A 13,505-nucleotide genomic window follows, 5' to 3' on the forward strand; every position below is an offset into this window, starting at 1 on the left:
GCTGTAAGCGCGTGGGGCATCGACGTCAGACGGCCTTGGTGATACCCATGTAGGTGACCACGTCATCGGTGTTTTCCGTTGAGCTGGTGAAGGTTGCGTATGACCGGATGAAGGACTGACCGACGCAGCCGTCGATCTTGATACGGAAACCGGTGATGGTGGTGCGCGAGGTGGTGCCCTCGAAGGTCTTCTTGTTGACCGGAACGATGGTCACGGTACCGGGCTTCAGGCCGACCTTGATCTGGCCGATGACGCTGGCGCTGGCGGTGGGGACGCCCGCCATGCTGAGCGAGGGGGAGATGCCGACGCCGCCCATGAGCTCCACGGGACCACCGGTGATACCGCAGCCGATCTGGTACCCGGCCTCCAGCGTTCCACCGGCCAGCTTGGTCTTACCCGAACCCTTCACCCCACCGATGAACGTGCCACCGACGATGTACTCGCGTGAGGACAGCGCGGTGGTCAGCGGGGCGACCGGCAGCAGGCTTTCGTCCTTAGCAGCGACGGCGAGGATCCAGCCGTCCGGAGTGGGCAAGGTACCCGGCTCTGCCGATGGCATCGCGCCAGTGTCGACGGGAGGGGGCGGCGGTGCGTCGGCCACCGGCTGGACTGGGGCCGGATCATCACCGGGTTCTGCTAGGGCGAGGGGCGCCGAAGCAGTAAGCGCGCAGACTGCAGTCAGAGTGATAAGACTTTTCAGCATGGTGCGGTAGCGCCTCTCAATTGTTGGTGATGTCCGTGACTTCTGTGAGGAAGCTGTCCCGACGAATGTTGGGGGTGCTGTGTTTCCAAAGGGTGAATGGACGGACAACAGTTATCGCCCAATGTCTATCCATTTCGTACGTCGGTACACACCGTTCCAACCGCGCTGATTTGAATCATGAAATGCCTCCTGCCTCGGTGATTGTGACGAAAACCACTCATGTCGTTACCGCGTCGTCAAGACGGTCTTGGCCTACCGGGTAGGGGTATCCAGCACACTTTTCAACGGTCAGTCGAATTCGCTTCGTATACCAGTTGTTCAACGGTCGTTCAGACTCGTGACAATTCCGCAACTCACTATCAGGTATTGGTGCTGTCACAACGCGACGCCGTATGGAATTACCGGTACGGTCACGGCCGAACAGCACCAGAGAATCTGGAGAGGAATCGATGAGGCCATTACATCTCTGTCGGAAGGCGGCGGTGCCGTCGCTGCTGGCGATCGGCATGGGGTTGGCAACACTTCCCGTGGCATACGCCGAGCCAGATGGCCAAGATCAAGTGGAACAGCCGGCGGTTCAGCAGACCGTTCAGGCGCCCGGCCCCGCCGTAGTATCCGCACCCGCGCCGACCTCGGATGGCGCCACCCCGGCGGCCATTGAGGCGTGCGCGAAGTTCGCGACGGCGCTCGACTACGCGTCCACGAACTACTCCGACTTCGCCAACAACCTGGCGGGTATGGAAGGCAACTACAGCGACGCCTACGTGTCGTCCAGCAATGGAACGGGCCGGAGCGCGCTGCGGGAGGCGGCCGAATTCGCGAATGAGGCCGCCAACACGCCGGATCTGGACCCGGCGATCGCCGATCCGATCCGCTCCTGGGCGACGAACGCGAACAAGCTGATGATCCTCATGGGAGTCCGGGCCCCGGTCGATGGTGTGAACGGGAAGGCCAATGACCTCAACGCCGACGCGGAGAAGGCCCAGATGGCCTGTGCCCAGGCGGGTACGCACGCCTAGGTCCGCGTAGATAGTCCTACTCTTGTTCCATGTTCACCGGAATCGTTGAGGAGCTCGGCGAGATTCTGGGCAGGGAAGATCTAGGCGACGCTGCCCGTCTCACCGTGCTCGGCCCCCTGGTCGTATCGGATGCGAAACACGGCGATTCGATCGCCGTCAACGGCGTCTGCCTGACGGTGGTCGATGTGCGACCAGGTGGGGTTTTCACCACGGATGTGATGGGAGAAACACTCTCGCGATCGAGTCTGGACAAGATCGTGACGGGCACCAGGGTCAACCTGGAACGCGCGGCGGCGGTCAACAGTCGTCTCGGCGGACACATCGTGCAAGGACATGTAGATGGCACCGGGGAGGTGCTGTCCCGCACACCGTCCGAGAACTGGGAGGTGGTGCGCATATCACTGCCGGGATCGGTGGCCAGATATGTCGTTGAAAAGGGCTCGATCACCGTGGACGGGGTGTCGCTGACGGTATCGGGATTGGGCCAGGACTGGTTCGAGGTGTCGCTGATTCCCACCACACTGGGACTGACGACGCTCGGATCGGCGACGGTGGGGACGACGATCAATCTCGAGGTGGATGTCATCGCCAAGTACGTCGAACGCCTGCTCGAGCACCGTTCTTAGCTTCTGATTCCGCTGGGTGAGCAGCGCTCGAATCATTGAATTCCCGGTGGTTCATAATTGAGTTGCCCACACGCCCCTAACGAGAGTGGTCCCCATGACCAGGTTGGACAGCATCGAACGCGCTGTCGCCGATATCGCCGCCGGTAAGGCCATCGTCGTTGTCGACGATGAGGATCGGGAGAACGAAGGCGATCTGATATTCGCTGCGGAGAAGGCCACCCCTGAATTGGTGGCTTTCATGGTGCGGTACACGTCGGGATACCTCTGCGTGCCGCTGGCCGGGGAGGACTGCGACCGCCTCGGGCTGTTACCCCAGTACGCGGTGAATCAGGACAAGCACGGCACTGCATACACGGTCACCGTCGATGCGAAAAACGGTATTGGAACCGGGATTTCGGCGTCGGATCGCGCGGCGACCATGCGGTTGCTGGCGGACGGCACGACTGTCCCAGACGACTTCACCAAGCCCGGGCACGTTGTTCCGTTGCGCGCCAAGGAAGGTGGGGTGCTGCGGCGTCCCGGCCACACCGAAGCATCGGTCGACCTGGCCAAGCTGGCGGGACTGCGACCCGCCGCGGTGATCTGCGAGATCGTCAGCCAGAAGGACGAGGGCGCCATGGCGCAGACCGAGGAGTTGCGGGTCTTCGCCGACGAACACAACCTGGCACTGGTGTCGATCGCTGACCTGATCGAGTGGCGGCGCAAGCACGAGAAGCATGTGGAGCGGATCGCCGAGGCGCGTATCCCCACCCAGCACGGCGAGTTCCGTGCAGTGGGTTATACGAGCATCTATGACGATGTGGAGCACGTGGCGCTGGTGCTCGGGGATATCTCCGGCTCCGAAGACGGCGGCAACGATGTGCTGGTGCGTGTGCACTCCGAGTGTCTGACCGGCGACGTATTCGGTTCGCGCCGTTGCGATTGCGGTCCGCAGCTGGATGCCGCGATGGAGATGGTGGCCAAGGAGGGCCGTGGCATCGTGCTGTACATGCGTGGTCACGAGGGGCGGGGCATCGGGTTGATGCACAAGCTGCAGGCCTATCAGCTGCAGGACGCCGGCGAGGACACCGTGGACGCCAACCTGAAGCTCGGTCTGCCGGCCGACGCGCGCGACTACGGTTTGGGCGCACAGATTTTGGTTGACCTGGGCGTTAAGTCCATGCGGCTGCTGACCAATAACCCCGCCAAGCGCGTCGGGTTGGACGGCTACGGGCTGCACATCATCGAGCGGGTAGCGCTCCCGGTGCGCGCCAACTCGGAGAACATCCGCTATCTGCGCACCAAGCGGGACCGGATGGGGCACGATCTGGCCGATCTCGATGATCATCCCGAGGCCGATGGCGCGTGAGCGGCGATGGAATCCCGTCACTGAAGGTCGGTGACGCATCGGGTGTCAGTCTGGCGATCGTGGCCAGTACATGGCATGACCAGATCTGTACCGCACTGCTGGAGGGTGCGCAGCGCGTCGCCACCGAGGCGGGAATCGATCGTCCGACCGTGGTCCGGGTACTTGGTGCCATCGAGATACCGGTGGTGGCGCAGGCGCTGGCACGCACCCATGACGCCGTCGTCGCGCTGGGAGTGGTAATCCAGGGGCAGACGCCGCATTTCACCTATGTCTGCGATGCGGTGACCACCGGGCTGACCCGCGTTTCTCTAGATACCAGCACGCCGGTGGCCAACGGGGTGCTGACCGTGAACAACGAGCAGCAGGCCCTCGACCGCGCCGGACTGCCAGGGTCTGCCGAAGACAAGGGTGCCCAGGCGGCGGCGGCGGCGCTGGACACCGCGCTGACGCTGCGTCGGCTCCGTCAACCCTGGACGTGATGCATGGCCGACTCTGACTGGGACATCGTCCTGAAACCTCACTTATCGCCGTACTTCGTATACGCGGCCGCCTTCGTCATCGCCGTCGCGCATATCGCGGTGGGTGTGCTGCTCAAAATCTCGCCCAACAGCGGGGTGATATTCAAGACCTCGGATCAGATTGGTATTGCCCTGGTCGGCATTGTCATCGCGTGCGTCGTCCTGATGTTCGCCCGCCCGCGGGTGCGCGCGGGTGCGGCAGGTATCGAGGTGCGCAATGTGCTTGGCCCCAAACTCATTCCGTGGTCCGAGGTGGTGGGAGTGTCGTTTCCTTCGGGTGCGCAATGGGCGCGGCTGGATCTGGAGGACTACGAGTATGAGCCACTGATGGCGATCCAGACGGTCGACAAGCAGCGGGCCGTCGACGCGATGGACGCACTCAGGGCAGTGTTGGGCAAGTACGCGGACCAAGCAACGGCCTAATCGGCACGGCGGGCCTCCGGCTGGGCCATCGCGACCGTGATGTGCAGCCTTGATGCAACCTTTGTGGCGATAACGTGCCGCCACCAACGACATAATCCGCGGGCCGCCGCCATGGCGATTCCTGCCGGGTGCTGTCAACGAGGCGACACTCAAGGAGAACCGGTGCCCGCGCAAACCTCTATTCCTCATGCAGATACCTCCCCGGGTGCCATTCACTATCCGCCGGCGCCACTGTTCACCGCGCGGGCCAATGCGACCGAGGAGCTCTATCGCCAGGCAGAGTCCGACAGACTGGAGTTCTGGGCCGGCCAAGCCGAAAGGCTTTCCTGGCAAACCAAATTCACCGAGGTGCTCGACTGGTCCGGCGCGCCGTTCGCGCGTTGGTTTACTGGTGGCACCCTGAACGTGGCCTACAACTGTGTCGACCGACATGTCGAAGCCGGCAATGGCGGCCGGGTCGCGATCCACTGGGTGGGTGAGCCCGCCGGCGATGCGCGTGCCATCACGTATGCCGAGCTGAAGGACGAGGTATGCCGCGCGGCCAATGCCCTCACCGCGCTGGGGGCCGTTGCCGGCGACCGTGTGGTGATCTACATGCCCATGGTCCCCGAAGCGATAGTTGCGATGCTGGCGTGCGCGCGGCTCGGTGTCATGCACTCGGTCGTCTTCGCCGGGTTTACCGCATCCGCGTTACGAGCCCGGATCGCCGATGCCGGGGCCAAGATCGTCATCACGGCCGATGGTCAGTACCGGCGTGGCAAGGCTGCGCCGCTCAAGGATGCCGTCGACGCGGCGATCGTCGACCAGCCGGGCGTCGCACGCGTTCTGGTTGTCCGCCGCACAGGTGTCGACGTGGCCTGGAACGGCACTCGCGACTCGTGGTGGCACGAGACCGTCGGGCGCGCTTCCGCCGAGCACCGTCCGGAAGCCTTCGACGCCGAGCAGCCGCTCTTCCTGCTGTATACCTCGGGCACGACGGGGCAGCCAAAAGGCATCGTGCACAGCAGCGGTGGATACCTGACGCAGGCGGCCTTCACGTACAGCGCCATCTTCGATATCAAGCCGGATACCGATATCTACTGGTGCACTGCCGATATCGGGTGGATCACGGGCCACACCTATATCGTCTACGGTCCGCTGGCCAACGGCGCCACCCAGGTGGTGTACGAGGGGACACCCGCTTGGCCCGACGAGCGCCGACACTTCCAGATCATCGAGAAGTACGGTGTCACAATCTATTACACGGCACCGACATTGATTCGCACCTTCATGAAGTGGGGGCGGCAGATCCCGGGTGCGCATGACCTGTCGAGCCTGCGGTTGCTCGGTTCGGTGGGGGAGCCCATCAACCCGGAGGCGTGGCGTTGGTATCGGACGGTATTGGGCAATGACGTCACGCCGGTCGTAGACACATGGTGGCAGACCGAGACCGGTGCGGCGATGATCTCACCGCTGCCCGGTGTCACCTCATGTAAGCCTGGCTCGGCGATGCGGCCATTGCCGGGCATCTCGGCGATCATCGTTGATGACGACGGGAACAGGCTGTCCGCCGATTCCGGTGAGTCCGAGCAGGGCACCGGATATCTGGTCCTTGATCAGCCGTGGCCGGCGATGGCCCGCGGCATCTGGGGTGATCCGGACCGGTTCGTACAGACCTACTGGTCACGATTCGCCGAGCAGGGTTGGTACTTCGCGGGTGACGGCGCACGGTACGGCAGTGACGGGGAGATCTGGCTGCTGGGCCGCATAGACGATGTCATGAACGTGTCCGGGCACCGGATCTCGACGGCGGAAGTTGAGTCCGCGCTGGTGGGGCACGCCGGAGTCGCCGAGGCGGCTGTCGTAGGTGTCGCCGATGACCAATCCGGCCAAGCCATCTGCGCGTTCGTCATCCTGAATTCTCAGCACGACGGCATGCCGAGAGCAGACGTGATCGGCGAATTGCGCGCCGAGGTGGCCCGCGAGATATCACCGATTGCCCGGCCGCGGGATCTGTATGTGGTCCCCGAATTGCCGAAAACCCGTAGCGGCAAGATCATGCGCAGGTTGCTCAGGGATATCGCCGAGGGCCGCGATCCTGGTGACACCACGGCGTTGGTCGACCCGGCCGTGTTCGATGCAATCCGCGCGCAGGCGTGCCCGTCGTGACCCGGTTGGCCAGCGATCTCACCCAGTTTCCATTCCGGGCGTCGATGTCCAAGTATCGTGTCAATATCGACCGTGCCTGCGAAAATGGCCAGGGCAGAGAGCTTGGAGACCGTGGCGACTACGAGAACTACAGCGCGCCGCGCGGCTGCCCGCGCATCGCTGGCGTCCGTACGTAACGCGCACGACCTCTTCGTGGCGGGTCAAGTAGACGGTTCGTATCTTGCGTCGATACCTCTGCCGCGTCTCGTGACCGAGAGCTGGCAGCGAAGCCTGGCCACCGGGGTAGATCCCGACCGCGGGCCGGGTGAAGCGGCCGCCGCGACCTGCCTGTCCGAACTGCGCAGCAGCCATCCACTCGCCGGTGCGCTGCCCGTTATCCGTCGCCTGCTCGTGGACCACGCGACCGATTCGGGTGTGCTTGTGGGGGTTACCGCTGCGGACGGCGCACTGCTCTGGGTGGAGGGTGACGCCGGAGCCGGCCGCAAGGCGGCCACGATGAACTTCGTGCCAGGTGCCGACTGGAGCGAACGGGCGGTAGGCACGAATGCCCCGGGTACTGCCCTCGCGCTGGATCGCGAGGTACAGATCCGCGGCAGCGAGCACTTCTGCAGGCTCGTCCGGCCGTGGTCGTGCACCGCAGTCCCCATACATGACCCACTGACCGGCACACCCCTGGGAAGTATCGACCTGACGGGCGGTTCGGCCGTTGCCTCCGCACAGACGCTGGCGTTGGTGCGTGCAACGGCGGTTGCCGTCGAGCATTTCATCGCCCTGAACTACCCGCGGCAGGTCCGCCCGGAGCGCGGTACCGAACCGCGGTTGACCTTGCTCGGCGCTGACCGTCCGATTCTGTATACCGGCGACGGGGAGCACGGGACGCGCGCATACCGGCTATCCGGTCGCCACGCCGAGATCATGGCACTGTTGCTCCGCCACCCCGAGGGTCTGAGCGCCGATCATCTCGCGATGCTGCTCGACGAAAACGATCTGGACGTCGTCACCATCCGCGCGGAAATGTCGAGACTGCGCCGCATCGTGGGAGACGAGTTGATCGTGTCCCGGCCCTACCGGCTGCTCGAACATGTCGGAAGCGATATGGGTGATGCCTTCGCCGCACTGCGAGCCGGTGATATCGCCAGGGCAATGGACTCCTATTCGGGCCAGTTGTTACCGCGTTCCGCGGCGCCAGCCATTGCGCGACTGCGCCTGGAGCTGAGCACGAGCCTTCGTGGCGCCGTGCTTGCCGACGGCGAGCTGCACTTGCTGCGCCGCTGGCTCGACCTGCCGGAGGCGCGCGATGACCGCGAGGGGTGGCAGGCACTGCACGATCATCACGGTGCGGGCGCGATAATCCGGTCGGAAGCCCGCGGCCACCTCATTGCGCTGGATTCCGATCTCGCCTGAGCACTGCCGCCTCCGGACGAAAAGTTGCAACCGTGCTGCAACGGGCCAAAACCTACCTTCAGTGATCACCGACACATTTGTTGTCTTGAAGGCAGGAGACCGCCGTGACTGTTTATGCCCGCCCGGGTGCAGAGGGATCGCTGATGACCTTTGCGTCCCGCTACGAGAATTTCATTGGTGGGCAATGGGTTCCCCCGGCCCAGGGGCGATACTTCGAGAACCGCACCCCGGTGACGGGGCAGGTGTTCTGCGAGATACCCCGCTCCGATGAAGCCGATGTCGAGAAGGCGCTTGATGCCGCACACGCCGCGGCGACCGGCTGGGCCAAGACCTCACCGGCCGATCGGGCACTGATCCTCAACAGGATTGCCGACCGGATGGAGTCCAACCTGGAGTCCATCGCCGTCGCCGAGTCATGGGACAACGGCAAGCCCATCCGCGAAACCCTCAACGCCGACATCCCGCTTGCCGTCGATCACTTCCGGTACTTCGCCGGTGTCCTTCGGGCGCAAGAGGGTTCACTATCGCAAATAGACGAGGACACCGTCGCCTACCACTTTCACGAGCCCCTCGGTGTCATCGGACAGATCATCCCGTGGAACTTTCCGCTGTTGATGGCAAGTTGGAAACTCGCCCCGGCGATCGCCGCAGGAAACACGGTGGTACTCAAGCCCGCCGAACAAACCCCGGCGTCGATCCTGTACCTGTTCTCGCTCATCGGCGATCTCCTGCCGCCGGGTGTGGTGAACATCGTCAACGGGTTCGGGGTGGAGGCGGGCAAGCCGCTGGCATCCAGCAGCCGGATCGCCAAGATCGCGTTCACCGGAGAAACCAGCACGGGCCGTTTGATCATGCAGTACGCCAGCCAGAACCTGATCCCGGTGACACTGGAGCTCGGCGGTAAGAGCCCCAACCTCTTCTTCTCCGATGTGATGGCCGCCGGTGACGATTTCCAGGACAAGGCCCTGGAAGGGTTCACGATGTTCGCGTTCAACCAGGGCGAGGTCTGCACCTGTCCTTCGCGCAGCGTGATACAGGCCGATATCTTCGACGAGTTCCTGGAGCTGGCCGCCATCCGCACCAAGGCCATCCGCCAGGGCGACCCGCTGGACACCGAGACAATGATGGGGGCGCAGGCCTCCCATGAGCAGCTCGAGAAGATCCTGTCCTATATCGAGATCGGCAAATCCGAAGGGGCACGGCTGGTTACCGGCGGCGAGCGTGCCGAACTCGGCGGCGACCTGTCGGGCGGCTACTACGTCACACCGACGGTCTTCGCCGGGACCAACTCGATGCGGATCTTCCAGGAGGAGATCTTCGGGCCGGTGCTGGCCGTGACCTCCTTCGCCGATTACGACGACGCGATCGCCATCGCCAACGACACCCCGTACGGGCTGGGTGCGGGAGTGTGGAGCCGCAACGGCAATATCGCCTACCGCGCCGGGCGAGATATCAAGGCGGGCCGCGTGTGGACCAACTGCTACCACCAGTACCCCGCGCACGCCGCCTTCGGCGGCTACAAGCGATCAGGCATCGGCCGCGAGAACCACAAGATGATGCTCGACCACTACCAGCAGACCAAGAACCTGCTGGTGTCCTACAGCTCCAAGGCCCAGGGATTCTTCTGACCATTGCCATCTCGGCATCACCCCGAAAGTGAAGTCACCCCACTGAATTGAACTGCAGAGAGCAAGGAAACGATATGGCGACCACCAAGCACGGCATAGTCGAGGAGCATCGGGAGAGCGCGGACTATCTGCGCAAGCGCCAACTCAGATCGGGGAGTGCGGGCTGGCTGCTGCTGGCCGGCCTCGGGGTGAGTTATGTGGTGTCCGGCGACTATTCGGGCTGGAACTTCGGCCTCGGCCAAGGCGGGTTCGGCGGGCTGGCGATCGCCACCGTGGTGATCGCCGGCATGTACTTGGCGCTGGTACTGGGTATGGCGGAGCTGTCTTCGGCGCTCCCGACAGCGGGCGGCGGCTACACCTTCGCGCGCCGCGCGCTTGGCCCGTGGGGCGGATTTGCAACGGGCACCGCGATTCTCATCGAATACTCGATCGCCCCGGCCGCCATCGCCACCTTCATCGGCGCGTACGTACAGTCGCTCGGGCTGTTCGGCATCACCAACGGATGGTGGGTCTACCTGGCCGCCTACGCCCTGTTCATCGGGATTCACCTGTCCGGTGTCGGTGAGGCGCTCAAGGTGATGTTCGCCATCACCACGATTGCCCTGGTGGGCCTGCTGATCTTCGCGGTCGCCGCGGCAGGCCATTTCGACATCCACAACCTGACCAATATCGCGGTGGACGAAAGTGCGGCCGGGGCTTCCAGCATCCTGCCGCATGGCTACCTGGGCATCTGGGCCGCCATTCCGTTCGCGATCTGGTTCTTTCTCGCCGTCGAGGGCGTTCCGCTGGCCGCCGAGGAGACCGCCAACCCGGAACGCAATGTGCCGCGCGGGATCATCGCGGCGATCGGCGTGCTGCTGGTGACCTGTGCGGCGGCGCTGGTTCTGACCACTGGAGCCGGTGGTGCGGAACAGATTTCGGATTCAGGCAATCCACTCGTCGAGGCGCTCGGTCACGGCACCGCCGCCAAGTTGGTCAACTACATCGGGTTGGCCGGGCTCATCGCGAGCTTCTTCTCAATCATCTACGCATACTCACGACAGCTGTTCGCGCTCTCCCGCGCGGGCTATCTCCCGACGATTCTGTCGGTAACCAACTCCCGGAAAGCGCCGACGCTGGCGCTGATCGTCCCCGGCATCATCGGATTCGCGCTGTCGCTGACCGGGCACGGCGATCTGTTGTTGAACATGGCGGTTTTCGGTGCTGCCCTGAGTTATGTACTGATGATGGTCAGCCACATCGTGCTGCGGGTGCGCGAACCGAATATGCCGCGGCCCTACCGCACGCCGGGTGGCATCGTCACCACCGGCTTCGCCCTGTTCATCGCGGTGCTGGCCGTTATCGCGACATTCCTGGTCAATCCGGTGGCCGCGGGCCTGTGCCTCGCCGTGTTCACGGCCTTCATGGTGTACTTCGCGCTCTATAGCCGCCATCGTTTGGTGGCGAATTCGCCAGATGAGGAGTTCGCGATGCTCGCGGAGGCAGAGAGCGAGCTCACGTGAAATACCGGCAGCAGGTCGCTGGGGTGAACTACACCTTCGACGGGCTCGTGGACGTGATGGCCAAGGCCACTCCGCTGCGTTCAGGTGACCAACTTGCCGGGTGCGCGGCGGACTCCGATGCCGAACGGGCAGCTGCGGCATGGGTTCTCGCGGACCTGCCACTCGGTACTTTTCTCAACGAGACGGTGGTGCCCTATGAAACCGACGAGGTCACCAGGCTGATCATCGACGGCCACGACCGCCAGGCCTACGCTGCCATCTCACATCTGACCGTCGGCGGTTTTCGGGACTGGTTGTTGGAGAGAGCTTCCCACGATGACGGTGCCCAGCGGATCGCCGCCGTGACCGCAGGGATAACCCCTGAGATGGCGGCAGCGGTTAGCAAGATCATGCGCAATCAAGATCTGATAGCGGTCGGGGCCGCCATCCAGGTGACCGCCGCCTTCCGCACCACCGTCGGCGGCAAGGGCACGCTGGCCACCCGCCTGCAGCCGAATCACCCCACCGACGACCCCCGCGGAGTCGCTGCGGCCGTGCTTGACGGGCTGCTTCTTGGTTGCGGTGACGCAGTCATCGGTATCAACCCGGCGACCGATTCACCGCACGCCACATCGGATCTGCTCTACCTGCTCGACTCCATCAGATCGCGCTACGACATCCCAACCCAGTCGTGCGTTCTCTCGCACATCACCACGACGATCGGATTGATCGAACGGGGAGCGCCGGTCGACTTGACGTTCCAATCGATCGCCGGCACCGAGGGCGCCAATTCTGCATTCGGAGTGAACATTGCGCTGCTGCGTGAAGGCCGCGATGCGACCAGGTCGCTGCGCCGGGGGACCGTCGGTGACAACGTCATGTATCTCGAAACGGGGCAGGGGTCGGCGTTGAGCTCCCACGCCCATATGGGTACCGGCGGTAAACCAGTGGACCAGCAGACACTAGAGGCCCGCGCCTACGCCGTGGCCCGCGACCTAGAGCCGTTCTTGGTTAACACCGTCGTCGGATTCATTGGGCCGGAATACCTTTACGACGGCAAACAGATCATCCGCGCTGGATTGGAGGACCACTTCTGCGGCAAGCTGCTCGGCCTGCCGATGGGTGTCGACGTCTGCTACACCAACCACGCCGAGGCCGACCAGAACGATATGGATGCATTGCTGATCCTGCTTGCCGCCGCGGGAGTGGCGTTTGTCATCACCGTCCCCGGTGCCGACGATGTCATGCTCGGCTATCAGAGTCTGTCGTTTCACGATGTCCTGCAGGCGCGCCGGACGCTGGGCCTGCGTCCGGCACCAGAGTTCGAGCAGTGGCTGCACGATATCGGAATGATCGACGAGGGCGGCCGTCTCACACCTTTCGACGTGGCGAGCTCGCCGTTGCGTGCACTGACCACGTCGGGCACCCAATGACGACCGGTGATGTTGCCCGCCAGAAGTTTTGGAAAGAACTGCGGTTGAACACCCAAGCCCGGATCGGTTTGGACCGGGCCGGCAATGGGCTGCACACTCGGGACGTCCTGGACTTGGCGGCTGCCCACGCGGCGGCCCGTGATGCTGTGCATGTGCCCCTGGACGCGGAGCGTTTGGCCGCCGAAGTCGGCCGGGTCGGGCTGGGGACGCCCACGGTGGTTACCAGCCAAGTGAGCTCTCGCGAAGAGTATTTGCGCAGACCTGACCTCGGCAGGTTGCCCTCCGATTTGTCTGCGGTGCCGCGCGGTGCGCCAGATATCGGATTCGTGCTCGCCGATGGTCTGTCGCCTACGGCCCTCATGCGTCATGCTGTCCCGCTCGTGCGCGAACTCGTTTCGCAGCTCGCCGACTCATACACCCTGGCTGCTCCGGTGATCGCTACGCAGGCCCGGGTAGCGCTGGGCGACCACATCGCCGCGCAGGGGAGGTACCGCACGCTGATTGTGATCATCGGCGAGCGGCCCGGACTCAGTGTCGTCGATAGTCTCGGTATCTACCTCACGCATCTGCCGCGTACGGGGTGCACCGACGCCGACCGCAATTGCATCTCCAACATCCACCCGCCCGACGGGCTCAGTTACCGGGAGGCCGCGCACATCGCGGCGAGCCTGGTCAGCGGCGCGCATCGGTTAGGCCGTTCCGGCGTGTCGCTCAAGGACACCTCGCGCGCCTACGCGATCGACGATGCCGGCCAGAGAGAGCTGGGCTGACTTC

Annotated in this window: 12 protein-coding genes; 11 read left to right on the plus strand and 1 reads right to left on the minus strand. The window is 64.0% G+C overall.

Translation table 11 applies throughout. The annotated features are described in order from the left end of the window. Positions 1 to 25: 25 nt before the first annotated feature. Positions 26 to 703 carry an MspA family porin gene (locus MLB1_RS10920; RefSeq protein WP_180749857.1) on the minus strand — a complete coding sequence of 226 codons (678 nt, stop codon included), beginning with the start codon at positions 701 to 703 and terminating at the stop codon, positions 26 to 28. Positions 704 to 1,152: 449 nt separating this feature from the next. On the opposite strand from MLB1_RS10920, the gene MLB1_RS10925 reads away from it, so the two are divergent. From MLB1_RS10925 to eutC, 11 genes are all read left to right on the plus strand, one after another. Further along, positions 1,153 to 1,722: a hypothetical protein gene (locus tag MLB1_RS10925; protein ID WP_180749858.1), complete on the plus strand. Its 570-nt coding sequence runs from the start codon at positions 1,153 to 1,155 to the stop codon at positions 1,720 to 1,722. 29 nt (positions 1,723 to 1,751) lie between these two features. Next, complete coding sequence (locus tag MLB1_RS10930; RefSeq protein WP_180749859.1) at positions 1,752 to 2,348, plus strand: riboflavin synthase; 597 nt, start codon at positions 1,752 to 1,754, stop codon at positions 2,346 to 2,348. 94 nt (positions 2,349 to 2,442) lie between these two features. Further along, positions 2,443 to 3,696: a bifunctional 3,4-dihydroxy-2-butanone-4-phosphate synthase/GTP cyclohydrolase II gene (locus tag MLB1_RS10935; protein ID WP_180749860.1), complete on the plus strand. Its 1,254-nt coding sequence runs from the start codon at positions 2,443 to 2,445 to the stop codon at positions 3,694 to 3,696. Beyond that, a complete protein-coding gene (ribH, locus tag MLB1_RS10940; protein WP_180749861.1) occupies positions 3,693 to 4,175 on the plus strand; it encodes a 6,7-dimethyl-8-ribityllumazine synthase in 483 nt (160 codons plus the stop codon). The genes MLB1_RS10935 and ribH overlap by 4 nt, the downstream gene beginning before the upstream one ends. 3 nt (positions 4,176 to 4,178) lie before the next feature. Next, positions 4,179 to 4,637: a PH domain-containing protein gene (locus MLB1_RS10945; protein WP_180749862.1), complete on the plus strand. Its 459-nt coding sequence runs from the start codon at positions 4,179 to 4,181 to the stop codon at positions 4,635 to 4,637. A gap of 162 nt (positions 4,638 to 4,799) precedes the next feature. Next, on the plus strand, positions 4,800 to 6,785 hold the full coding sequence (gene acs, locus MLB1_RS10950) for an acetate--CoA ligase (RefSeq protein ID WP_371750606.1): 1,986 nt from the start codon (positions 4,800 to 4,802) through the stop codon (positions 6,783 to 6,785). A 111-nt stretch (positions 6,786 to 6,896) separates the two neighbouring features. Beyond that, complete coding sequence (locus tag MLB1_RS10955; RefSeq protein ID WP_180749864.1) at positions 6,897 to 8,189, plus strand: GAF domain-containing protein; 1,293 nt, start codon at positions 6,897 to 6,899, stop codon at positions 8,187 to 8,189. A 104-nt stretch (positions 8,190 to 8,293) separates the two neighbouring features. Then, positions 8,294 to 9,817 carry an aldehyde dehydrogenase family protein gene (locus MLB1_RS10960; protein ID WP_180749865.1) on the plus strand — a complete coding sequence of 508 codons (1,524 nt, stop codon included), beginning with the start codon at positions 8,294 to 8,296 and terminating at the stop codon, positions 9,815 to 9,817. A 74-nt stretch (positions 9,818 to 9,891) separates the two neighbouring features. Continuing rightward, complete coding sequence (gene eat, locus MLB1_RS10965; RefSeq protein ID WP_180749866.1) at positions 9,892 to 11,319, plus strand: ethanolamine permease; 1,428 nt, start codon at positions 9,892 to 9,894, stop codon at positions 11,317 to 11,319. After that, positions 11,316 to 12,731 carry an ethanolamine ammonia-lyase subunit EutB gene (locus MLB1_RS10970; protein WP_180749867.1) on the plus strand — a complete coding sequence of 472 codons (1,416 nt, stop codon included), beginning with the start codon at positions 11,316 to 11,318 and terminating at the stop codon, positions 12,729 to 12,731. The genes eat and MLB1_RS10970 overlap by 4 nt, the downstream gene beginning before the upstream one ends. Next, positions 12,728 to 13,501, plus strand: a complete 774-nt coding sequence (gene eutC / locus MLB1_RS10975) for an ethanolamine ammonia-lyase subunit EutC (RefSeq protein ID WP_180749868.1) — start codon at positions 12,728 to 12,730, stop codon at positions 13,499 to 13,501. Before MLB1_RS10970 ends, eutC begins: the two co-directional genes overlap by 4 nt. Positions 13,502 to 13,505 lie beyond the last annotated feature (4 nt).

This window comes from Mycobacteroides sp. LB1 (genome assembly GCF_013449725.1).
Lineage (GTDB): Bacteria > Actinomycetota > Actinomycetes > Mycobacteriales > Mycobacteriaceae > Mycobacterium.

Coding starts and splice junctions, on each gene's coding strand:
- MLB1_RS10920 (WP_180749857.1), bottom strand. CDS start 703: ATGCTGAAAAGTCTTATCACTCTGACTGCAGTCTGCGCGCTTACTGCT.
- MLB1_RS10925 (WP_180749858.1), top strand. CDS start 1,153: ATGAGGCCATTACATCTCTGTCGGAAGGCGGCGGTGCCGTCGCTGCTG.
- MLB1_RS10930 (WP_180749859.1), top strand. CDS start 1,752: ATGTTCACCGGAATCGTTGAGGAGCTCGGCGAGATTCTGGGCAGGGAA.
- MLB1_RS10935 (WP_180749860.1), top strand. CDS start 2,443: ATGACCAGGTTGGACAGCATCGAACGCGCTGTCGCCGATATCGCCGCC.
- MLB1_RS10945 (WP_180749862.1), top strand. CDS start 4,179: ATGGCCGACTCTGACTGGGACATCGTCCTGAAACCTCACTTATCGCCG.
- eat (WP_180749866.1), top strand. CDS start 9,892: ATGGCGACCACCAAGCACGGCATAGTCGAGGAGCATCGGGAGAGCGCG.
- eutC (WP_180749868.1), top strand. CDS start 12,728: ATGACGACCGGTGATGTTGCCCGCCAGAAGTTTTGGAAAGAACTGCGG.